Source organism: Streptomyces sp. NRRL F-6676, assembly GCF_000725625.1.
Classification (GTDB): Bacteria; Actinomycetota; Actinomycetes; order Streptomycetales; family Streptomycetaceae; genus Streptomyces.
In genome coordinates this window covers 1-19,972 of the sequence record NZ_JOHS01000092.1, presented here as the reverse complement: position 1 = coordinate 19,972, position 19,972 = coordinate 1, and the positions used below count along the sequence as shown (strand labels likewise).

Below are 19,972 nucleotides of genomic sequence, written 5' to 3'. Positions count from 1 at the left end.
GAAACGCCCGGTTACATTCCGAACCCGGAAGCTAAGCCTTACAGCGCCGATGGTACTGCAGGGGGGACCCTGTGGGAGAGTAGGACACCGCCGAACAATTATTGTGGAAAACCCCGCACCTCACGGTGCGGGGTTTTCTGCGTTTAGGGTGGCGTTCATGCGCTATGACCTCGTCATCTTCGACAACGACGGTGTCCTCGTCGACAGTGAGCCCCTTTCCAACACCCTGCTCGCCGCCTACCTCACCGAGCTGGGGCACCCCACCTCCTACGAGGACTCCCTGCGGGACTACATGGGTGCCGCCATGCACCGTGTGCACGATCTGATCGAGGAGCGGACCGGGGAGAGGTTGCCGGAGGACTTCGACGACGTCTTCCACGCGCGCGTGTTCGCCGCGTTCGAGCGGGAGTTGCGGCCGGTGGCCGGTGTCGGTGCCGTACTGGAGAAGCTGGCGGCGGACGGGGTGCCGTACTGCGTGGCCTCGTCCGGGAGTCATGAGCGGATCCGGGTGGGGCACCGGGCGGCCGGGCTCGGCCAGTGGTTCGAGGAGAGCCGGATCTTCTCCTCGCAGGACGTGGGGCGGGGGAAGCCGGCGCCGGATCTGTTCCTGTACGCCGCCGAGCGGATGGGGGTGCCGGCCGAGCGGTGTGCGGTCGTGGAGGACAGTCCGCTCGGGGTGCGGGCGGCCGTCGCGGCCGGGATGGACGTGTACGGGTTCACCGCGATGACGCCGCCCGAGCGGCTCGCCGGGGCCACTCAACTGTTCGGGGACATGGGGGACTTGCTCGACCTGCTGCGATGAGCCGGGGCATGACCCCGCCCATGGGCATGGGCTGACATTTGTCATGCGGAGCTCCGGACGATCGTTTCTACTGGCCGAGGGGGTCCGGACGCGAAGCTTTACCCATGACGACGAACACCGCAGCAGCCCGCCGGAGCCCCCTCGCGAACCTCAAGCCGCTCCTCCTCGACGTCGGCCTGCCCATCGGGTCGTACTACCTCCTCAAGGACGCCCTCGGACTCGGCACCGTCGCCGCTCTGGCCTGGAGCAGCGTCCCTCCCGCCGTGCGCACCGTGTGGGGTGTGGTGAAGGAGCGCACGTTCAACGTGCTGTCGAGCCTGATCCTGTTCGTCAACGTCGTCGGGGTGCTGCTCAGCTTCCTCACCGGTGACCCGCGGCTGATGCTCGCCAAGGACAGTGGCGTCAGCAGCGCGATCGGGATCGGCATCCTCGTCTCCGTCGTGCTCGGCCGGCCGATGATGACGGCGGCGCTGAAGCCGTGGCTGGTCAAGGGGGACGCCGGGCGCGAGGCCGCCTGGAAGCGGCTGCTGGGCGGGTCGCCGGCGTTCCGGCGGGCCGAGCGGCGGTTCTCGCTGGTGTGGGGTGCGGTGCTGCTCGGCGAGTGCGTGCTGCGGGTGGTCGGGGCGTACACGATCCCCGTGGACACCATGGTGTGGCTGGGCTCGGTCGTCATGGTCGCCGCGATGGCCCTCGGGTTCCTCGTCAGCGGTGCGGTGGCCGCCGCGCCCATGGCCCACATGCTGATCGCCGAGGCGGAGGGTGAGACGGGCGAGCAGCGGCAGGACGTCGTCACCGCCCCCGCCGCCTCTGCCGTCCCCGCCGCCCCCGCCGTGCCGGTCGCCGCGGCTGTCGCCCGCTGAGGCGCCGTACGCCGAGGCCGGTCGGGACCGGTCGGCCTCGCCCGAAGCTGAGTGAAGTTCATCTTTCACCGCATCTACCCACCGGTAGCCCGGGGCCCTACGCTCGCCGCCATGACAGATGTGCTGCGGCGCGGTAGGGCCTCTTTGGCGTTCAGCTTCTTCGCGCAGGGCGCCGCCTTCGCCCTCCTCGTCACACGCATCCCCGCCATCCAGGACCGCTACGGCGTCTCCGACGCGCTGCTCCCCGTCTTCCTCGCCGCCGTACCGATCCTCGCGGGCGTCGGCAGTGTGACTACCGAGCAGCTGGTCAAGCGGGTCCGGCCGAGCCGGGTGCTGCGGTGGTCGCAGCCGGTGGTGCTGCTGGCCCTGGTCGGGGTCGGCTCCGGGGACCGGATGCCCCTGCTCGGCGTCGCGCTCGCCGTGTTCGGGCTGTCCGTCGGGGCGCTGGACGCGTCCATGAACATGCTCGGGGTGAGCCTGCAACGGGCGTACGGGCGCAGCATCATGCTCGGTTTCCACGCCGCGTACAGCCTGGGCGGCATCCTCGGTGCCTCGCTCGCCTGGGCGGGGGCGCACTGGCACCTCGCGCTGTGGGTGTCGTACGCGCCGGTGGTGCTCGTGCTGCTGCCGGCGGCGTTCGTGGGCAGCCGGTGGTACGTCGACGGGGAGCGCGACCAGCCGTCGGAGGCGGTCTCCGGCGGTGCCGGGGGCGGGTCCCTCGTCTTCCGGATGCTGTTGCCGTTCTGCCTGGTGATGACCTTCGCGTACATCGGGGACTCGACCGTCTCGAACTGGAGCGCGAAGTATCTCCAGGACGTGCTCGGCAGCAGCGAGCAGCTGGCGACCGTGCCCTACAACGTGTACATGGTGACGACCCTGGTGGGCCGGTCGCTCGGGGATCTCGGGGTGCGGCGGTTCGGTGCCGCGGCGGTCGTACGGGTCGGGGCGGTGGTCGCGGCGGTGGGGTTCGCGGTGGTGGCCTCGGCGCCGGGGGCCTGGGTGGGGATGCTGGGGTTCACCCTGCTGGGGCTCGGGTTGTGCGTGCTGGTGCCGGGGACGTTCGCGGCGGCGGGGCGGCGGGCCTTCGAGCAGGGTGGGGCGGAGGCGTCGGACACGGCGATCGCGCGGCTCAACGTCTTCAATTACGTCGGCTTCCTGATCGGATCGCCGCTGGTCGGGGCGTTGGGGGACGCCTGGAGCTACCGGGGTGCCATGTGCGTGCCGATGGTGCTCGTCCTTGTGACGCTGGGGTACGCCCGCTCGTTCGCGCCGCGCGCGGGCAGATACGGTGACGGGCATGAGCGGGCGCGCACGGCTGATGTGGGACGAGCGGGTAACGGGCTATGACTTCGGGCCGGACCATCCGATGGATCCGGTCCGGCTGGCGCTGACGAAGGACCTCGTCGACGCGCTCGGGCTCGACCGGCACGTGGAGGTGGTCGCGGCCCGGGCCGCCGGGGAGTCGACGCTGCGGCTCGTGCACCGCGAGGACTACATCGCGGCGGTGCGGGCGGCGTCCGCCGATCCGGCGGCGGCCGACGCGAAGTACGGGCTCGGCACGCTGGACGATCCCGCGTTCGCCGGGATGCACGAGGTGTCCGCGCTGATCGCGGGGCAGTCGGTGGGCGCGGCGGAGGCGGTGTGGCGCGGGGAGGCGCTGCACGCGGTCAACTTCTCGGGCGGGTTGCACCATGCGATGCCGGCCGGGGCGTCCGGGTTCTGCGTGTACAACGACGCGGCGCTCGCGATCGCGCGGTTGCTGGAGCTGGGTGCGGAGCGGGTCGTGTACGTGGATGTCGACGTGCACCACGGGGACGGGGTGCAGGCGGCGTTCTGGGAGGACCCGCGGGTGCTGACGATCTCGCTGCACGAGCATCCGAGGACGCTGTTCCCGCAGACGGGGTGGCCGGAGGAGACGGGCGCGCGGGGCGCGGAGGGCTCGGCGGTGAATGTGGCGCTGCCCGCGGGGACGGGGGACGCGGGGTGGTTGCGGGCGTTCCACGCGGTGGTGCCGGAGCTGGTGGCGGACTTCCGGCCGCAGGTGGTGGTGTCGCAGCACGGGGCGGACACGCACTTCGAGGATCCGCTGGCGCATCTGGCGGTGTCGCTGGACGCGCAGCGGGCGGTGCAGGTCGCGTGTCATGAGCTGGCGCACGAGTACGCGGACGGGCGGTGGGTGGCGCTGGGCGGGGGCGGCTACGCGGTGGTGGACGTGGTGCCGCGGTCGTGGGCGCATCTGGTGGGGGTCGCGGCGGGGCGGGAGGTGGCGCCGGAGACGGTGACTCCGGAGGGGTGGCGGCAGAAGGTGTACGCGCGGACGCGGCAGTTGGGGCCGGGGCGGATGACGGACGGGCGGTGGCCCGTGTCCTACGCGGGGTGGGATGCGGGGTACGACCCCGCGGACCGGTTGGACCAGGCGGTGCTGGCTACGCGGCGGGCGGCGTTTCCCCTGCGGGGGTTGTTGCCGTAGGGGGGTCGCCCGGGAGTTTTTTCGCCCCCGCCGCCCCTGCCTTTCCCTTCCCTTCAAGGGGCTCCGCCCCTTGGACCCCGGGGGTGCGTTGTCGGCTGACCGCCGGTGGGGACTTCTCGCGCCCGCGCGGCGGAGCCGCAAGTCAACACAGCCCCGCGCCCCTTTGGGGCGCGACCCCCCGTCGTAGCATTCCGTAGTGTGGTGGTTACTGAAGGGTTGCGGGAGTATCTGGTCCGGGTGGGGCTGGCGGGGATCGTGGGGACCGCGCGGGAAGTCAGTCTGCGGAGTTATCGGTTGTTCGGGGTGCGGGATCCGCGGGTGACGATCGGGGTCGATCCCGTAGGGGTATGGGACGAGCGGGAAGTGCTGCGGCTCATGGCCGAGAGGTGTGGCGTTTCGGACGACCCCCGGTGCACTTCCGGTCAGGATGTGATCGACCCCGGTCGTACCGTCGTCGCGCTGGACGCCTTCGCCGCCCGGCTCGAGCGGGCCGCTCGATACCGGGAACCCGTGCTGCTCGGCACGGGCCACCCGCACCGGCTCCTCGGTTTCTACGCCGCGCTCGCAGACGCGTTGTCGACGGCGGGATGTGCTGTCCTCACCCCCGCGCAGGGTCACTGTGTCGACATAACGACCCGGTTCGGTCTACGTACCCACAACCTCACGTACGTACGGGGAGTCGGGTGCGTCCGGGACCCCGCCGCCGAAGCCGCCGGTTGTGAGCCCGGCGCACACTCGCACTCGCCGCTGCCCGTCCGGCTCGCCCTGGCGGCGGCCGCGGCGGCCGGCGAGCCCCTTCCCGCGCTGGTGATCGGCGATCATGGATGGCTCTGCGGCGCAGGTCAGCTGGGGTTCGAGGCGATCGGACCGGCCGACGTCAACGACCCCGCGCCCTTCGTGGGGCAGGCGGAGGGGCGCGTGTCCGTCGTCGTGCCCCTCGATGACGCTGCGCGGTCCTCTTACTACCGGCCGCTTACTCGCTATGTACTCAATCGAGCGTGTCTGTCACAGTAGGCCGCCGGTGAGATCCCCCTCTTCCCCACTTGCATCACCCGCCCCTAGTCTGGGGAGTGAGCACGCAACGACGAAGAGTCACCGGAAGGGGAAGCCGGTGGCCGTCGAGTGCGGAAGGTTCAGGTGTGTCATGGCTGCTGCTGGCGAGAGGCCTCTGAACGAGGTTCAGTTCCTGACCGTGGCGGAGGTCGCCGCGGTGATGCGAGTGTCGAAGATGACCGTGTACCGGCTGGTGCACAGCGGTCATCTGCCGGCGATCCGGGTGGGCAGGTCCTTCCGGGTGCCGGAGCAGGCGGTGCACGAATACCTCAAGGACAGCTACGTGGGGGTGGAGACGGCCTGACAGTCCAAAGGACGGTCCGTCCGGCGGTCCGAAGGGCGGTCCGACGGCGGTCCGAAGGGCGGTGCGAGGACGGTCCCCGGGCGGTCCTCGGCCCCCCGGAACCCTCGATTACAAGCTCGGCGCCCGGTGCGGGTAGGCTGGCCCCTCGTAGGTCGTATGGGCCCATGGCGCCCAGCACCGAGTGATGAGAAGTGAGCGAGGGTAGTCGTGGGCTCTGTTATCAAGAAGCGGCGCAAGCGGATGGCCAAGAAGAAGCACCGCAAGCTGCTGAAGCGCACGCGAGTGCAGCGCCGCAACAAGAAGTAAGCCGCACCCGCGGTACGCGGTATGTGGTGGCGCGCGCGATGCGTCGCGGCGTGTTCTGTGGCCCTCCGCCTTTCGGGGCGGGGGGCCACAGCCGTCTCCGCGCACCGGTTCCGTCGGCCGGATCCGGTGGTTGGGCGTGACAGCGGGCGTCCGGTTCTGATCGGATGACCGGAGCGGGTAGGGCGCCTGCGGGGGTACGCGGGACCGTGCGGGTCACCGTGCGAGGGGTACCGGAGCCGACGGCGGCGGAAGGAAGGCACTGGTCTTGGGAAAGGTCGTGCTGGTGACCGGGGTGGCCCGTCCGTTGGCGGGCCGGTTCGTGCGGCGGATCGGGCGCGACCCGGACGTCGACCGGGTCGTCGCCGTGGACGCCGTGACCCCCGAGCACGACCTGGGCGGCGCCGAGTTCGTACGGGCCGACATCCGGCAGCCGACCATCGCCCGCGTGCTCGCGCAGACCTCCGTCGACACGGTCGTCCACATGGACATCAGCGGCACCCCGCTGGGCAGCGGCAGCCGGGCCTCGGTCAAGGAGACCAACGTCATCGGCACGATGCAGCTGCTCGGCGCCTGCCAGAAGTCGCCGACGGTCTCGCGGCTGGTCGTGAAGTCCAGTACGAACGTGTACGGTTCCGCGCCCCGCGACCCGGCCGTCTTCACCGAGACGACCCCGCCGAAGTCGCTGCCCAGTGGTGGCTTCGCCAAGGACACCGTCGAGGTCGAGGGGTACGTCCGAGGGTTCGCGCGGCGCCGCCCGGACGTGGCCGTGTGCGTGCTGCGGTTCGCCAACATCCTGGGTCCGAGCGGGGATTCGCCGCTCGCCTCGTACTTCTCGCTGCCCGTGCTGCCCACCGTGTTCGGCTACGACCCGCGGCTTCAGTTCGTGCACGAGGACGACGTGATCGAGGCGCTGCGGATCGGCGCCGGCGAGGAGCGGCGGGCCACGCTCAACAGCGGCACCTTCAACATCGCGGGCGAGGGGGTGCTGCTGCTGTCGCAGTGCGCCCGGCGGCTCGGCCGGCCCACCGTGCCGCTGCTGCTGCCCGCCGTCACCTGGGCCGGTTCGGCCGTCCGTACGCTGGGGATGACGGACTTCTCGCCCGAGCAGCTCCGGCTGCTGACGCACGGCCGGGTGGTGGCGACGGACCAGATGCGCGACACGCTGGGCTTCACCCCCGCGTACACGACCGCCGGGACGTTCGAGGACTTCGCGCGCGGCCGGGGCCCCGGGCTGCTCCCGCCGCGGACCGTGGCCGGGATCGTCGACCGGATCGCCGCCCTGCCCGCGCTGGGCGGCGGCCGGCCCCCGGCCCGTCCCTCGGCGCCGGGCGCCGGGAACGCCCACTGACGCAGGAGCGCACAGCAGAGCGCCAACCGAGGAGCGCAGCAACGATGGCGGACGCCAAGGTCATTCCGTTCGACGACGACCGGTCCCGCGGGCCCGCCGCGCACCGGTCCCCGCGACGCCGGAGCCCGGCCGCCCGGCGCGGTGGCGAACCGGCGGCGGGGGCCCGCGGGGTCACGGCCGTGCCCGACGGGGCGGACGCGCAGGAGGATGTCCCCGTGACGGACGCGGGCGAGGAAGCGGGACCGGGCGAGGGCGACGGCGACGGCGGCGGTCTGGAGCGGCGCATCGCCGGCGGGCTCGCCTTTCTGCGCCGCCGGCTGACCGGCGAGTACGAGGTCGACGACTTCGGTTACGACGAGGAGCTCACCGACCAGGTCCTGATGTCGCTGCTGCGGCCGCTGTACGAGAAGTACTTCCGGGTCGAGGTGAAGGGCATCGAGAACATCCCGGCGGAGGGCGGGGCGCTGATCGTCGCCAACCACTCCGGGACGTTGCCGATGGACGGCCTGATGATGCAGGTCGCCGTCCACGACCACCATCCGGCGGGGCGGCATCTGCGCCTCCTCGCGGCCGATCTGGTGTTCGTGCTGCCGGTCGTCAACGAGCTGGCCCGCAAGCTCGGCCACACCCTCGCCTGCGCGGAGGACGCGGCCCGGCTGCTGGAGCAGGGCGAGCTGGTCGGGGTGATGCCGGAGGGGTTCAAGGGGCTCGGCAAGCCCTTCGGCGACCGGTACAAATTGCAGCGGTTCGGCCGCGGCGGCTTCGTCTCGACGGCGCTCAAGCACGGCACGCCGATCATTCCCTGCTCGGTCGTCGGGGCGGAGGAGATCTACCCGATGATCGGCAACTCCAGGACGCTGGCGCGGCTGCTGGGCTTCCCGTACTTCCCGCTGACGCCGACGTTCCCGTGGCTGGGGCCCCTGGGCGCGGTGCCGCTGCCGACGAAGTGGACGATCCAGTTCGGCGAGCCGATCCCGACGGACGGTTATCCGCCGGAGGCGGCCGAGGACCCGATGCTGATGTTCAACCTGACCGACCAGGTCAGGGAGCAGATCCAGCACACGCTGTACAAGCTGCTGGTGCAGCGGAGGTCGGTCTTCTTCTGAGGGTCCCTCTTCTGAGGGGGCGGCGGGGGGCGCCCCCCGGGACGCGGGGGCCCCCCCCGCCGTCGTAGCCGTACCCGTACTCGCCCTCGTCCCTACTCCGCGTCCTCGCTGTCGATGCCGAGGCCGGGCAGCAGGCCCGGGAGGAGGGGCGGGAGGGTGACGTCGGGCTCCATCGTCGGGTTCCTGCTGCTGCCCGCCGACGGGCTGGTGCCGGTGCTGTGCTCCGGCGGGTCGAGCAGGCCGCCGGTGTTGCCGCCGAGCAGCCCCTCGTCATGACCGTGCGAGGAGGACGGCTCGGGCTTGTCGGCGCCGCCGCTGCGGCTGCTGCCCGACGCGCTGCGGTGGCCGGTGCCGGGCTCCCGGTGGTCGCCGCGGGCGGAGCCGGTGGACGAGGCCGGGGCGGAGCCCTGTTCGTCGTCGGTGCCGTCCTCCGTCGGGGCCGGGGGCAGGAGCGATTGCAGCGGGGCGACCTCGTCGTTTATGGCGGCGAAGACCTCCGTCACCTCACCGGCGACGTCCCCGAGCTGGACCGGGAGGCGCCTGCTCAGCTCGCTCCACGCCTCGCGGTGCGAGCGGGAGAAGGCGGAGAGGGCCTGGATGGGTCCGAGCGAGTCGGGGTCGTGCGCGTATGCCTCGTGCAGCAGGCGGTGGCCCTCGGAGGCGTCGTGCCGCATGCCGTTGAGCGCGCGGCGGACCTCGCCCAGGGACTCGTGGTCCAGGGGGCCTGAGCGGTCGCGCTCCATCAGCCGGCGGGCCTCGCCGAGCCGGGTGGAGGCCTGGTCGAGGTAGAGCCGGCCACGGTCCGAGTCGCCGTGGGCCAGGTTGAGCCGGACGTCCTCGATGCCGCGTTTGAGGCCGTAGAGCGAGTCACCGGGCAGGGCGTCCGTGCTCGCGGCGGCGACTCCGCCGAACGACGCGGCGGCCACGCCGAGGCCGAGCCCGCCGGCGGTCAGGCCCTTGGCGAGCCGGGTGCGCGGGCGGAGTTTGCCCAGCGGGCTCGCCCGGTGCGCACCCCGCGCGCGGGCGTCGCGTTGTTCGGGCACCGCGGGATCCGGCACCCCGCCCCCGGCCGTGCCCTCGCGCAGCATGGCCTCCATCGCGGCCACGAGCTGGGCTCGCTGGACGACCTTGACCTCGGGGTCCAGCTGCGGTTTGGGCAGCTCGCCGAGGCCCGCGGCGAGGGCGAGCAGACGTTGCTGCCCGGCCTCCTCCGTGGTCGGGGCCGTGTCCGGAAGGTCGGGCTGTTCGGCCGCCGGGCCCCGGTCGGTCAGCTCCTCCAGGGCCTGGGCGAAGGCGTTCGCCCGCCGGTGCGCCGATACGTTCGCGATCACTGGCGGCACCTCCTCTCGTCATGACGGTCGACTCCCCAGGGGGTCCTGAGGGTTGCACACCTCCGACCACGTGCACACGAAAGAGTGAGCAGAGTCGGCAAGGTGTGACCACAGGGAGCCTGTATCCCGCACAACGAGCGGCTTGGCACTTGGGTTACGGACGGCGGACGATCCGGCTGTACGGCCAACCGGCCGTTGACAGAAGGTGAGTTGAGGTGACACCCCGTGAGCGGGGGGTCGGTGGGTGTCGGCCGGCGTCCCCGGACGTCGGCCCGCGTCCCCTCGCGTCAGCGTGCTTCGCCCGGCGTCAGCGGGCGTCCTCGGGCAGCAGCCGGGCGAGGGTGCGCACGGCGCGGTACTGGAGGGTCTTGATGGCGCCTTCGTTCTTGCCCATGACCCGGGCGGTCTCGGCGACGGACAGCCCCTGGAGGAACCGGAGCGTGACGCACTCCTGCTGCTGGGGGTTGAGTCTGCGGACGGCGTCGAGGAGGGCGGCGTTGGAGAGGTGCTCCAGGACGGAGTCCTCGGGGGAGCGCTCGACCTCGTTGGCGTCGAGCATCTCGCCGGTGGTGACCTCCAGCCGGAAGCGGCTGGACTTGAAGTGGTCGGCGACGAGGTTGCGGGCGATCGTGACCAGCCAGGCGCCGAAGTCGCGGCCCTGCCAGGTGAAGGTGCCGATCCGGCGCAGGGCGCGCAGGAAGGTCTCGCTGGTGAGGTCCTCGGCCGTGGCCTTGCTGTTCACGCGGTAGTAGATGTAGCGGTGGACGGTGTCGCTGTACTGGTCGTACAGGCGCCCGAAGGCTTCGGCCTCGCCGGCCTGGGCGCGCTCGACGAGTTCCATCATGCGGGCGCTGTCACTGTCCGCCGCCGGGCGGCGGGCGGTGGTGGCGGAACTCGGCCGGCCGCGTCTTCCGCCGACGGCGGCACTGCCGTCCGCCAGCGCGTAGCAGGGGCCTACGGGCGCGGTGGCGGCGAAGGCGGGGACGGCGTACGCGGTCGGGACGAGACCGCGCAGCAGGTTGTGGACCGTAGCGCGGAGCGTAGCCAGGCCCGAGGCGTCAACCCCGACGTGTGGGTACACGGGACTCCCAGAGGCAGAGCTTTCATCACGTGCAGTACGGAACCATTCACCCGTCGTAGCGACGGAGGGGTACCGGTTTGCGTCTGAGGAGAATAACGCTTCGTACAGGCTGCGCTACGCCCAGTTGCTCAAATCATCGATTACGTCGCTTCTGTTGCGCTTCGAAGCGCGTTTGCGTGTCACGGAGTGACCGCTTGTTGACCGCTCGGCTTCGGGTTCCGGCTATGTCCGACGTGTTGGCGGCGATCGGCTACGGGGGCGGGAGAGGGCCTCGAACGGGTGCGCCGGTGGGTGCCGGTGGCGGGGATGTCGGCAACGCCTGCGCGCGAGTCAGTGACGCCTGGGTACGAGTCAGTGCCTGGGTACGAGTCAGTGCCTGGGTGCGAGTCAGTGCCTGGGTGCGGCTCAGCGACGCCGGCGGGTCAGGGCGATCGCGGCTGCCGTGCCGCCCGCCACCGCGCCGACGCCCGCCGCCGCCGGGATGCCGACCTTGGCCGCCTTGCGCCCGGTGCGGTAGTCCCGCAGGCGCCAGTCCAGCTGCCGGGCGTGCTTGCGCAGCTTGGCGTCGGGGTTGATGGCGTACGGGTGTCCGACGAGGGACAGCATCGGGATGTCGTTGTGGCTGTCGCTGTACGCGGCGCAGCGGGTGAGGTCCAGGCCCTCCGCGGTCGCCAGGGCGCGGACGGCCTCCGCCTTGGCCGGGCCGTGCAGCGGTTCGCCGACGAGCCTGCCGGTGTAGACGCCGCCGACCGACTCGGCGACCGTGCCGAGTGCGCCGGTCAGGCCGAGGCGGCGGGCGATCACCGTGGCGATCTCGACGGGGGCGGCCGTGACGAGCCACACCTTCTGGCCGGCGTCGAGATGCGCCTGGGCGAGCGCGCGGGTGCCGGGCCAGATGCGCTCGGCCATGTACTCGTCGTAGATCTCCTCGCCGATCGACTGGAGCTCGGCGACGCGGTGGCCCTTGACGATGGAGAGCGCGGAGTCGCGGGCCTCCTGCATGTGCTCGGGGTCCTCGACGCCGGCCAGCCGGAACCAGGCCTGCTGCCAGGCGAAGCGGACCAGGTCGCGGGTCTCGAAGAACTTGCGTTTGTACAGGCCGCGGCCGAAGTGGAACAGGGCGGCGCCCTGCATGACGGTGTTGTCCAGGTCGAAGAAGGCGGCGGCCCGGTCGTCGCCGAGGACGGGGAACTCGGGTTCCTGTTCCTCTTGTTCGGGGGCGGCCCGGTCGGTGGCGTCCTGGGACGTCTTGCGCGCGGCCTCCGCCGAGGCCTCGCCTGCGAGCACGCTGCGCGCGGTGGCGGAGCGCCTACGGGGGGTGAGCCATGCGAGAGCGGCCATGCGGTGAGCATAGCCAGTCGCCTTGTGCGTTCCGCTCCGCGGAGGTGGCCGGGTCGTGAACGTGGTTCCTCCGGGGGGCGGAGGTGTTGTAGTTCGACCGCGGGTCGTCGGGGGCCGTTCGCAGTTGCCTCGCCCCCGCCGCCCCTTCCCATTCCCGTCCCCGGAGGCAAGCCCCCGGACCCCCCACAAGATTGCGCGGTTCCCCGCGCCCCTGACAGAGGCGGCGGGGGCGAAGGAGAGCCCGTGGGGGTCCGCCCGGAGGAGAATGAGGGGTATGCCGCCTCTGTTTCGGCGCGCCCCGCGCGCCTCTCTCGTCACCCTCGTGCGCAAACCCGGCTGTCACCTCTGTGACGACGCCGAGGCCGTCGTCGCCAAGGTGTGCGCCGACCTCGGCGTCCCCTGGGAACAGAAGGACATCACCCAGGACGAGGACCTCAACCGCCGTTACTGGGAGCAGATCCCCGTCGTGCTCATCGACGGCGAACAGCACACCTTCTGGCGCGTGAACGAAGATCGCCTCCGCAAAGCCCTCGGCTGATCCACCCGGCGGGGCCGCCTGACCGACCAGTCCAAAGAACCCCTCCCGTCGCTTAGGATCGAAGGCGTTCGTATCTCGGGGGGCGGGATCGTCGAGGAGAGTGTGCGGTTTTGCCCCCAGGAGGAGAGGAACACGTGTGCACCCGCACCGGTTCCCCGGAACCCCACCATCCTCGCGTGAGCCCGGTCACGTTGGCCGGGCAAATCGGACACCATCTTTGTGCACGCGTTCACAAAGACATAGCCTGCTTTCGACGGGGCGGTCCGGGGACACACGACCGCCTACAGCCCCGCTCTACCCGCAGGAGCACCGTGGCAACTGGCCGAACTCACCGACCGGCGACCCGCAGCCGAGGAATCCCCGAGGCCACCGTCGCCCGTCTCCCGCTGTACCTCCGAGCCCTCACCGCACTGTCGGAGCGCTCGGTACCCACGGTCTCCTCGGAGGAGCTCGCGGCCGCGGCGGGGGTCAACTCCGCCAAGCTGCGCAAGGACTTCTCCTACCTCGGCTCCTACGGGACCCGGGGCGTGGGGTACGACGTCGAGTACCTCGTCTACCAGATCTCCCGTGAGCTGGGTCTGACGCAGGACTGGCCGGTCGTCATCGTCGGTATCGGCAACCTCGGCGCCGCCCTCGCCAACTACGGCGGTTTCGCCTCCCGCGGCTTCCGCGTCGCCGCCCTCATCGACGCCGATCCGGCGCTGACCGGCAGGGCCGTCGCGGGCATCCCGGTGCAGCACACCGACGACCTCGAGAAGATCATCGACGACAACGGCGTGTCGATCGGCGTCATCGCCACCCCGGCCGGCGCCGCCCAGCAGGTCTGCGAGCGGCTCGTCGCCGCCGGTGTCACCTCCATCCTGAACTTCGCGCCGACCGTGCTGTCCGTCCCGGACGGCGTCGACGTGCGCAAGGTCGACCTCTCCATCGAGTTGCAGATCCTCGCCTTCCACGAGCAGCGCAAGGCCGGCGAGGAGAACCCGGGCGCCGGCATCGACGGTGCCCTCCCCGCCGCCGAGGAGCCGCCGGCCGCCGTCAAGCGGACCGCCAGGAGCCAGGCCGCTGCCGTCGCCGAGCAGTCCGTCTCCCCCGATCAGGGGCCCGACGGGGACGTCCCCGCCGTGATGCCGGCATGAGTCTCCTCGTCGTCGGACTGAGCCACCGCAGCGCCCCCGTCAGCGTCCTGGAGCGCGCCGCCCTGAACGCGGACGCCCAGGCCAAGCTGGTCCAGGACACGGTCGCCGCCGAACCGGCCACCGAGGCCGCGGTGCTCGCCACCTGCAACCGCATAGAGCTCTACGCCGACGTGGACAAGTTCCACGCGGGCGTCGCCGAGCTGTCCACGCTGCTCGCCCAGCACAGCGGCGTCGGTCTGGACGAGCTCACTCCTTATCTTTATGTGCACTACGAGGACCGCGCCGTCCACCACCTGTTCTCGGTGGCCTGCGGACTGGACTCGATGGTCGTGGGCGAGGGCCAGATCCTCGGCCAGATCAAGGACTCCCTGGCCACCGCGCAGGAGCTGCACACCGCCGGACGGCTGCTGAACGACCTGTTCCAGCAGGCGCTGCGGGTCGGCAAGCGCGCCCACTCCGAGACCGGTATCGACCGCGCCGGGCAGTCCCTGGTCACCTTCGGCCTGGAACAGCTCGCCGCCGGTGCCCCGGTGGAGGGCTGGGCCCGCGGCAAGCGCGCCCTGGTGATCGGCGCCGGCTCGATGTCCTCGCTGGCCGCGGCGACGCTCGCCCGGGCCGGAGTGGCCGAGGTCGTGATCGCCAACCGCACGCAGGAGCGCGCCGAACGGCTCGCGCGGATCCTCACCGAGGGCGACGACACGGACGTCACCGCCAGGGCCGTCCCGATGGAAACGGTGCCCGACGAGCTGACACGTGCCGATGTCGCGGTGTCCTGTACGGGCGCGACCGGCCTGGTGCTGAACGCCCAGGAGGTCGCCGCGGCCGTCGAGGGCCGCGTCCCCGCGCCGCGCGTCGCGGCCGGTGCCACCGCGCCCGCGCCCGCCGCCGCGAGCCCCGCGCAGCCCGCCACCGGTGACGAGAACTGTCCGCTGGACCTGTCCGCCGTGCAGGGCGCCGCCACCGGTTTCTCCGTCGCGGGCGAGGCCGCCGTCGCCGGTCTGGACGCCGCGGCGCTCGAACAGCACGCCGTCTGGGTCGACAAGGGCACCGGTACCGCCGACCGCCGCGAAGGCGGCCGCCGTGCGCCGGAGCGCACCCCCGAGGACGACGCCGAGCTGATCGCCGCGCTCGCCGCCACGGCCACCGCCGTCGGCCGCATCCCCGAGCGCCGCGTTCCCGAGCCGGTCGCCGAGATCCCGCGCCCCACCCCCGTGCTGTCGGTGCTCGACCTGGCGATGCCGAGGGACGTCGACGCGGCCGTGCACCGGCTGCTCGGCGTGCGCCTGGTCGACATCGAGTCGCTGGCCGACGCCTCCGCCGACGCACCGATGGCGGCCGACGTCGAGCAGGTCCGCCGCATCGTCTCCGACGAGGTCGCGGCGTTCGGCGCCGCCCAGCGGGCCGCGCACATCACCCCGACGGTCGTCGCGCTGCGTACGATGGCTGCCGACGTGGTCGCGAGCGAGATCGCCCGGCTCGACGGACGCCTGCCGGACCTCGACGACAAGCAGCGCGGGGAGATCACCCAGACCGTGCGGCGCGTCGTCGACAAACTGCTGCACGCCCCGACCGTACGGGTCAAGCAGCTGGCCGCCGAGCCCGGCGGCGCCGGGTACGCGGACGCGTTGCGGACCCTGTTCGACCTGGATCCCGAGACGGTCGCCCGGGTCTCCCGGGCGGACGGCGCCGACCGGCCCCCGGTCGGCGCGGTCACCGGCCTCGCGGCCCCGGGCCCCACGAGCACCATGAAGAACACCGAGAACGCCAGGAACCGAGGGCGAGCATGACTGAGCAGGCACTGAGGCTGGGGACCAGGCGCAGCAAGCTGGCCATGGCCCAGTCCGGACAGGTGGCCGATGCCGTCAGCCAGGTGACCGGACGGCCCGTCGAGCTCGTGGAGATCACGACGTACGGCGACACCTCGCGCGAGCACCTGGCGCAGATCGGCGGCACCGGCGTGTTCGTCGCCGCCCTGCGCGAGGCGCTGGTGCGCGGCGACGTCGACTTCGCCGTCCACTCGCTCAAGGACCTGCCGACCACGCAGCCCGACGAGCTGACGCTGGCCGCCGTGCCCAGGCGCGAGGACCCGCGGGACGTGCTGATCGCGCGGGACGGGCTGGCCTTCACCGAACTGCCGGCCGGCTCCCGCGTCGGCACCGGCTCGCCGCGCCGCATGGCGCAGCTGAACGCGTACGCCCGCGACCACGGCATGCGCATCGAGACGGTGCCGATCCGCGGCAACATCGACACCCGGATCGGATACGTCCGCGGCGGTGAGCTGGACGCGGTCGTACTGGCCGCCGCCGGCCTGAACCGGATCGGCAGGACGTCCGAGGTGACCGACTTCCTGTCGGTCGACACCGTGCTGCCGGCCCCCGGCCAGGGGGCCCTGGCGGTCGAGTGCCGGACGGCGGACAACGCCGCCGACGCCGCACTCACCCGCGCGCTCGCGGAGCTCGACGACCCGTTCACCCGGGCCGCCGTCACCGCCGAGCGAGCCCTGCTCGGCGCCCTGGAGGCCGGTTGCAGCGCACCTGTGGGCGCGCTGGCCGACGTCCTGGACGACGGGCGGATTGTCAAGGAAATGCGCCTGCGCGGCGTCGTCGGCACGACCGACGGCTCGACGCTGGTGCAGCTGTCCACCACCGGTCCCGTGCCCGAGACGCACGACCAGGCAATGGCGCTCGGTCGCGAACTCGCCTCCGAGATGCTGGCCAAGGGCGCGGCCGGTCTGATGGGGGAGCGAGCGCAGTGAGCCCCACCAACCTTCCCGCCGGCCACGTATCCGGGCACGTCACCTTCCTGGGTGCCGGACCCGGGGATCCGGGGCTGCTGACCCTGCGCGCCGTGGAGGCGCTGGCGCACGCGGACGTGCTCGTCGCCGAGCCGGACGTGCTCGACGTCGTACGCGTGCACGCCCCGCCGGGCGTCTCCGTACTGCCCGCGGACGCCGCTGTGTCGTCTTCTGCTCCGTACGCGGGCACGGGCACGCCTCAACTGGCAGTCGTTGACGATGCGTCAACAACCGCCGTGGTCCCCGCATCCAGGGATGCCGCCAATCTTGTCATGGAGGCCGCGCGGGGCGGCAGGCGGGTCGTGCGTGCGGTGACCGGCGACCCCGGGCTCGACACGTGCGCCGCCGAGGAGATGCTGGCCTGCGCCGCCGCGGGCGTCACCTTCGAGGTGGTGCCCGGCATCGCGACCGTCGTCGGCGTGCCGGCGTACGCCGGGGTGCCGCTGCGGGACGCCGAGGGCACGGACGTCCGGTTCGTGGACGCCCGTACCGCCTCCGACCGCTGCTGGAGCGAGGTCGGCGCCTCCGACTGCACGGTCGTCGTCTCCACCACGCTGGACTCGGTGGCCGTCGCCGCGGGCGAACTGGTGACCGGGGGCCGCAAGCCGGACACTCCGCTGACCGTGACGGTCGCCGGGACGACGACGCGGCAGCGCACCTGGGCCGCCACGCTCGGCACGATCGCGCAGACGCTGAAGCAGGCCAAGGTGCTGCCCTCGCCGGAGGGCGGCCGCCCGGTGATAGCCGTCGTCGGCGAGCGCTCCGCCCCCGACCGGCGCGAGCGGCTGTCCTGGTTCGAGTCCAAGCCGCTGTTCGGCTGGAAGGTGCTCGTCCCGCGCACCAAGGAGCAGGCGGCCTCGCTCTCCGACCAGCTGCGCTCCTACGGCGCCGTGCCGCACGAGGTCCCGACGATCGCCGTCGAGCCGCCGCGCACGCCCCAGCAGATGGAGCGCGCGGTCAAGGGCCTGGTCACCGGCCGCTACGAGTGGATCGCGTTCACCTCGGTCAACGCGGTCAAGGCGGTCCGGGAGAAGTTCGAGGAGTACGGCCTGGACGCGCGCGCCTTCGCGGGCATCAAGGTCGCCGCGGTCGGCGAACAGACCGCGCACGCGCTGATCGCCTTCGGCGTGAAGCCGGACCTGGTGCCGAGCGGTGAGCAGTCGGCGGCGGGTCTGCTGGAGGACTGGCCGCCGTACGACCCGGTGTTCGACCCGATCGACAGAGTCTTCCTGCCGCGTGCCGACATCGCCACCGAGACCCTGGTGGCCGGTCTGATCGAGCTGGGCTGGGAGGTCGACGACGTCACCGCCTACCGCACGGTGCGCGCCTCGCCGCCGCCCGCGGAGACGCGTGAGGCGATCAAGGGCGGCGGCTTCGACGCGGTCCTGTTCACGTCGTCCTCGACGGTCCGGAACCTGGTCGGCATCGCCGGCAAGCCGCACAACGTCACGGTCATCGCCTGCATCGGCCCGGCGACGGCGAAGACGGCGGAGGAGCACGGGCTGCGGGTGGACGTCATGTCCCCCGAGCCGTCGGTCCAGAAGCTGGCCGAGGCGCTGGCGGACTTCGGCGCCCGCCGCCGCCGTGCGGCGCTGGAGGCGGGCGACCCGGTCACCCGCCCGAGCGAACGCCGCCCCGGTTCGCGCCGGAGGCGCTCGACGACCACGACGTAACGGTTCGCTGCGGCGGTGTTCGTACGGCTGTGTCCCCGTACCCGAGTCGGCTCGGGTGCGGGGACACAGCTGTGCCGGTCGGGCTCAGCGGAACGCGGCCGCGTTGCGGGCGGCCCAGTCCGCGAAGGTGCGCGGGGCGCGGCCCAGTACCCGCTCGACGTCCGGGCTGACCTCCAGCTCCGCCGGGCTCGGGGCGCCGAGGATGTCCAGCGTGTCGTCGGCGAGCTCCGGCGGCATGCTCCGCGACATGGCGGCCTTGGCCTCGGCGCGGGTCAGTTCGTGGAAGCGGACGGGCGAGTCCAGCGCGGCGGCGAGGGCCGCGGTCTGCTCGCGCGGGGTGATCACCTCCGGGCCGGTCAGCGCGTAGGCGCGGCCGGTGTGCCGGTCCTCCAGCAGGCAGGCCGCCGCGACCGCCGCGATGTCCGCCGGGTCGACGACGGGCACCCCGATGTCACCGAAGGGCGCGGCGACGAGCTGCCGGGTGCGGACGGATTCCGCCCACCACAGGGCGTTGGAGGCGAAGCCGCCCGGCCGCAGGACGGCCCACTCCAGGCCGGACTCCCGCAGGGTGTCCTCCAGCGCGCGCATCGCGACCCGGGTGGTCCCGAAGGGCCTGGTCACCACCCCGAGCGTGGAGAGCAGGACGACGCGGCGCACTCCGTGTGCCGCGGCTTCGGCGATGAGGTCGGCGGGGTTGGCCCCCGCCGCGTGCAGATCGCCGGAGAGCAGGAGGAACAGCGACTTCGCGCCGGTCAGCGCGGGCCCGAGCGCGGCCGGCTCGGCGAGGTCGGCCACCACGTGGCGGACGCCGTCCGGCACCGCCGCCGGGTGCCGGGAGACCGCCGTCACCCGCTCGCCCGCCTCGGCGAGCGCGCGCGTCAACGGCCGTCCGATGTTTCCGGTGGCTCCGGTCACCACGATCATGTCCAACTCCTCGGGGTCGTGCGGGGATGTCGTGTGCGCTCCAGACGCTAGGAGTGCGGGCTTACTTTTTGTAAGGGCATACCTGGAGGTAAGCTCATGGCATGGCGGGAGGCGTGCAGGACAGACGGGCCGGGGCGGGCAGGCGCTATGAGGTGTTTCACACCGACTGCCTCGCGCGGGACATGGTCGACCATGTGACCAGCAGGTGGGGCGTCTGGGTACTGATCTCCCTGCGGAGCACCGACCTCCGGTTCTACGAGCTGCGTGAGAGCATCCAGGGCATCAGCGAGAAGATGCTCGCCCAGACCCTGCGGACGCTCGTCCAGGACGGACTGGTCTGGCGCAAGGTCGAGCCGACGACGCCGCCCCAAGTGACGTACGGGCTGACGGAGTTCGGCCGGGAGGTCGGCGAGCCGCTGACCGAACTGTTCGACCGGATCACCGACCGGCTGTCCCGCGAGGGGCCACGTCCCTGACGTTGTCCCCCTGGGGAGCTACGGGCAGGTGTCCACGGTGGGGTGACGATTCCGACGGCGGAAATCCATAGCGTTCGGTCATGGCCGCAGGGACTGGGCCGAGGGCCTGGTGAACGGGTCCACCGTTCGCTGACCGCTTCCTTGTCCGTCTGGAGGACCCCATGAACCGCATGCTCAAGGCCACCGCCGTCGCCACCCTCTGCTGCACCGCCGCCGCCGGTCTCGGATACGCCGGCGTGGCGCAGGCCAAGGGGGACGGCGGGCTGGGGGTGCGGGACGCGGCGAGCGCCGCGTGGACCACGCACACGAGTCACGCCGACCGCGGGGACGCCTTCGTCGGGGAGAAGAAGATCAACGTCGAGGGTCATTCGGTGAATGTGTCGTGTGAGGGTCGGCAGTCGCGGCGGGGTCCGGTGGTGGTGCTGGTGG

General features: G+C 72.2%; 19 protein-coding genes, 1 rRNA gene and 1 pseudogene. 17 read left to right on the top strand and 4 right to left on the bottom strand.

Going from position 1 to position 19,972, the window contains the following annotated elements; genetic code table 11:
- The 10 genes from rrf to IO29_RS30595 all read left to right on the top strand — a co-directional run.
- A 5S ribosomal RNA gene (gene rrf / locus IO29_RS35805) occupies positions 1 to 96 on the top strand; the annotation flags it as partial.
- Positions 97 to 157: 61 nt separating this feature from the next.
- Positions 158 to 802 carry an HAD family hydrolase gene (locus tag IO29_RS30630; protein ID WP_030383338.1) on the top strand — a complete coding sequence of 215 codons (645 nt, stop codon included), beginning with the start codon at positions 158 to 160 and terminating at the stop codon, positions 800 to 802.
- A gap of 104 nt (positions 803 to 906) precedes the next feature.
- Complete coding sequence (locus tag IO29_RS30625) at positions 907 to 1,662, top strand: VC0807 family protein (RefSeq protein WP_030383337.1); 756 nt, start codon at positions 907 to 909, stop codon at positions 1,660 to 1,662.
- A 111-nt stretch (positions 1,663 to 1,773) separates the two neighbouring features.
- Complete coding sequence (locus IO29_RS30620) at positions 1,774 to 3,009, top strand: MFS transporter (RefSeq protein ID WP_030383336.1); 1,236 nt, start codon at positions 1,774 to 1,776, stop codon at positions 3,007 to 3,009.
- Positions 2,960 to 4,132 carry an acetoin utilization protein AcuC gene (locus IO29_RS30615; RefSeq protein WP_030383335.1) on the top strand — a complete coding sequence of 391 codons (1,173 nt, stop codon included), beginning with the start codon at positions 2,960 to 2,962 and terminating at the stop codon, positions 4,130 to 4,132. The genes IO29_RS30620 and IO29_RS30615 overlap by 50 nt, the downstream gene beginning before the upstream one ends.
- Before the next feature lie 201 nt (positions 4,133 to 4,333).
- Positions 4,334 to 5,146: a phosphatase gene (locus IO29_RS30610; RefSeq protein WP_106969934.1), complete on the top strand. Its 813-nt coding sequence runs from the start codon at positions 4,334 to 4,336 to the stop codon at positions 5,144 to 5,146.
- A gap of 130 nt (positions 5,147 to 5,276) precedes the next feature.
- Positions 5,277 to 5,489 (top strand): helix-turn-helix domain-containing protein, encoded by a 213-nt coding sequence (locus tag IO29_RS30605; protein ID WP_006138960.1) that lies wholly within the window; start codon positions 5,277 to 5,279, stop codon positions 5,487 to 5,489.
- Positions 5,490 to 5,696: 207 nt separating this feature from the next.
- The gene (locus IO29_RS37315) at positions 5,697 to 5,795 is read left to right on the top strand and encodes a 30S ribosomal protein bS22 (protein WP_003948845.1); all 99 of its coding nucleotides are present in this window, start codon (positions 5,697 to 5,699) and stop codon (positions 5,793 to 5,795) included.
- A gap of 265 nt (positions 5,796 to 6,060) precedes the next feature.
- Entirely contained in the window at positions 6,061 to 7,143 is a 1,083-nt protein-coding gene (locus tag IO29_RS30600) for an NAD-dependent epimerase/dehydratase family protein (RefSeq protein WP_030383332.1), read from the top strand.
- Between the two features lie 44 nt (positions 7,144 to 7,187).
- On the top strand, positions 7,188 to 8,249 hold the full coding sequence (locus IO29_RS30595) for a lysophospholipid acyltransferase family protein (protein ID WP_030994115.1): 1,062 nt from the start codon (positions 7,188 to 7,190) through the stop codon (positions 8,247 to 8,249).
- Positions 8,250 to 8,341: 92 nt separating this feature from the next.
- Here the strand turns inward: IO29_RS30595 and IO29_RS30590 are convergent, their stop codons facing one another.
- The 3 genes from IO29_RS30590 to IO29_RS30580 form a co-directional block, all read right to left on the bottom strand.
- Positions 8,342 to 9,580 (bottom strand): DUF5667 domain-containing protein, encoded by a 1,239-nt coding sequence (locus tag IO29_RS30590; protein ID WP_030383330.1) that lies wholly within the window; start codon positions 9,578 to 9,580, stop codon positions 8,342 to 8,344.
- Between the two features lie 307 nt (positions 9,581 to 9,887).
- Positions 9,888 to 10,661, bottom strand: coding sequence for an ECF subfamily RNA polymerase sigma factor, BldN family (locus IO29_RS30585; protein WP_030383329.1), 774 nt, complete (start codon positions 10,659 to 10,661; stop codon positions 9,888 to 9,890).
- Positions 10,662 to 11,066: 405 nt separating this feature from the next.
- Complete coding sequence (locus IO29_RS30580) at positions 11,067 to 12,002, bottom strand: HAD family hydrolase (RefSeq protein ID WP_030383328.1); 936 nt, start codon at positions 12,000 to 12,002, stop codon at positions 11,067 to 11,069.
- A 274-nt stretch (positions 12,003 to 12,276) separates the two neighbouring features.
- On the opposite strand from IO29_RS30580, the gene IO29_RS30575 reads away from it, so the two are divergent.
- The 5 genes from IO29_RS30575 to IO29_RS30555 all read left to right on the top strand — a co-directional run bounded on the left by IO29_RS30575 (position 12,277) and on the right by IO29_RS30555 (position 18,143).
- Positions 12,277 to 12,540, top strand: a complete 264-nt coding sequence (locus tag IO29_RS30575; RefSeq protein WP_030383327.1) for a glutaredoxin family protein — start codon at positions 12,277 to 12,279, stop codon at positions 12,538 to 12,540.
- A gap of 311 nt (positions 12,541 to 12,851) precedes the next feature.
- Positions 12,852 to 13,676: a redox-sensing transcriptional repressor Rex gene (locus IO29_RS30570; RefSeq protein WP_030383326.1), complete on the top strand. Its 825-nt coding sequence runs from the start codon at positions 12,852 to 12,854 to the stop codon at positions 13,674 to 13,676.
- Positions 13,673 to 15,463, top strand: coding sequence for a glutamyl-tRNA reductase (locus IO29_RS30565; protein ID WP_030383325.1), 1,791 nt, complete (start codon positions 13,673 to 13,675; stop codon positions 15,461 to 15,463). Before IO29_RS30570 ends, IO29_RS30565 begins: the two co-directional genes overlap by 4 nt.
- Positions 15,460 to 16,431, top strand: coding sequence for a hydroxymethylbilane synthase (gene hemC, locus IO29_RS30560; protein ID WP_030383324.1), 972 nt, complete (start codon positions 15,460 to 15,462; stop codon positions 16,429 to 16,431). Before IO29_RS30565 ends, hemC begins: the two co-directional genes overlap by 4 nt.
- Positions 16,428 to 18,143 (top strand): bifunctional uroporphyrinogen-III C-methyltransferase/uroporphyrinogen-III synthase, encoded by a 1,716-nt coding sequence (locus IO29_RS30555; protein ID WP_030383323.1) that lies wholly within the window; start codon positions 16,428 to 16,430, stop codon positions 18,141 to 18,143. Before hemC ends, IO29_RS30555 begins: the two co-directional genes overlap by 4 nt.
- An 84-nt stretch (positions 18,144 to 18,227) precedes the next feature.
- Here IO29_RS30555 and IO29_RS30550 read toward each other — a convergent pair whose 3' ends face one another.
- Positions 18,228 to 19,067, bottom strand: coding sequence for an SDR family oxidoreductase (locus IO29_RS30550; RefSeq protein ID WP_030383322.1), 840 nt, complete (start codon positions 19,065 to 19,067; stop codon positions 18,228 to 18,230).
- 101 nt (positions 19,068 to 19,168) lie between these two features.
- Here IO29_RS30550 and IO29_RS30545 point away from each other — a divergent pair, with 101 nt between their 5' ends.
- Both IO29_RS30545 and IO29_RS30540 read left to right on the top strand, forming a co-directional pair.
- Positions 19,169 to 19,543, top strand: coding sequence for a winged helix-turn-helix transcriptional regulator (locus IO29_RS30545; RefSeq protein WP_030383321.1), 375 nt, complete (start codon positions 19,169 to 19,171; stop codon positions 19,541 to 19,543).
- A 161-nt stretch (positions 19,544 to 19,704) separates the two neighbouring features.
- Positions 19,705 to 19,972, top strand: a pseudogene (locus IO29_RS30540) (hypothetical protein); the annotation flags it as partial.

Excerpts from the sequence above, each read along its gene's own strand:
- IO29_RS30630 (WP_030383338.1), top strand. The coding sequence starts at position 158 with ATGCGCTATGACCTCGTCATCTTCGACAACGACGGTGTCCTCGTCGAC.
- IO29_RS30625 (WP_030383337.1), top strand. The coding sequence starts at position 907 with ATGACGACGAACACCGCAGCAGCCCGCCGGAGCCCCCTCGCGAACCTC.
- IO29_RS30620 (WP_030383336.1), top strand. The coding sequence starts at position 1,774 with ATGACAGATGTGCTGCGGCGCGGTAGGGCCTCTTTGGCGTTCAGCTTC.
- IO29_RS30615 (WP_030383335.1), top strand. The coding sequence starts at position 2,960 with ATGAGCGGGCGCGCACGGCTGATGTGGGACGAGCGGGTAACGGGCTAT.
- IO29_RS30605 (WP_006138960.1), top strand. The coding sequence starts at position 5,277 with ATGGCTGCTGCTGGCGAGAGGCCTCTGAACGAGGTTCAGTTCCTGACC.
- IO29_RS30595 (WP_030994115.1), top strand. The coding sequence starts at position 7,188 with ATGGCGGACGCCAAGGTCATTCCGTTCGACGACGACCGGTCCCGCGGG.
- IO29_RS30580 (WP_030383328.1), bottom strand. The coding sequence starts at position 12,002 with ATGGCCGCTCTCGCATGGCTCACCCCCCGTAGGCGCTCCGCCACCGCG.
- IO29_RS30575 (WP_030383327.1), top strand. The coding sequence starts at position 12,277 with ATGCCGCCTCTGTTTCGGCGCGCCCCGCGCGCCTCTCTCGTCACCCTC.
- IO29_RS30565 (WP_030383325.1), top strand. The coding sequence starts at position 13,673 with ATGAGTCTCCTCGTCGTCGGACTGAGCCACCGCAGCGCCCCCGTCAGC.
- hemC (WP_030383324.1), top strand. The coding sequence starts at position 15,460 with ATGACTGAGCAGGCACTGAGGCTGGGGACCAGGCGCAGCAAGCTGGCC.
- IO29_RS30550 (WP_030383322.1), bottom strand. The coding sequence starts at position 19,067 with ATGATCGTGGTGACCGGAGCCACCGGAAACATCGGACGGCCGTTGACG.
- IO29_RS30545 (WP_030383321.1), top strand. The coding sequence starts at position 19,169 with ATGGCGGGAGGCGTGCAGGACAGACGGGCCGGGGCGGGCAGGCGCTAT.